Origin of the sequence: Anaerotignum faecicola (assembly GCA_024460105.1) — a bacterium.
In the GTDB taxonomy this organism is placed as follows: Bacteria; Bacillota; Clostridia; order Lachnospirales; family Anaerotignaceae; genus JANFXS01.
In genome coordinates this window covers 1-582 of the sequence record JANFXS010000079.1, presented here as the reverse complement: position 1 = coordinate 582, position 582 = coordinate 1, and the positions used below count along the sequence as shown (strand labels likewise).

Sequence of the window (582 nt, the reverse complement as noted above, 5' to 3'; positions counted from 1 at the left end):
TTAGTATAGGAGAAAATTGTGTCATAAATTTGTCCGCACCATAAACATTTCATAAAAAAACTTAAAGAAATATGAGGAAATATTGAAAAATGGAAGAAGAAATATAAAATCCGGTGTAAAGCCGCCAAATGGGTTCCCAAATGGCCTGTTTATGGTATACTGGCTGTTAGAAGCAGGAAGTATGGCCGGATACGGGACGGACTTCCTATATTAAGAAAATTGCAGGAGACAGAGCGGGAGGAGAGTAACGTGCAGCTGCCATTGGTAAGTATAATAGTTCCGATTCACAATTCGGAAAAGACACTGAACCGGTGTATTGACAGTATATTAAATCAGGATTACCAGAAATACCTCCAGTGATAAGAAGAGAGGCGCCGGGATCATGGATGCCATGATGCTGATCGGAGATGCGATGCCGGAAGAACAGCAGCAGCGCTTTAACAGCATGATGAAATACTATGTTGGCATAGATGAAGAGTATTACTATAGCCGGAGCAGCCATATAGCTTCTCTGATGAAGGCGAATCAGATCATGAATGATGATACGATAGAGCCCAGAAGTGAATACGTGCTTCATAAGCT

Annotated in this window: 2 protein-coding genes; both read left to right on the top strand. The window is 41.4% G+C overall.

Annotated features, from left to right (window positions below; genetic code table 11):
* Positions 1-249 precede the first annotated feature (249 nt).
* Positions 250-360, top strand: a complete 111-nt coding sequence (locus tag NE664_12845; protein ID MCQ4727522.1) for a glycosyltransferase — start codon at positions 250-252, stop codon at positions 358-360.
* Positions 361-382: 22 nt separating this feature from the next.
* Positions 383-582: hypothetical protein (locus NE664_12840; protein MCQ4727521.1), on the top strand; the 200-nt coding region annotated here is incomplete at its 3' end.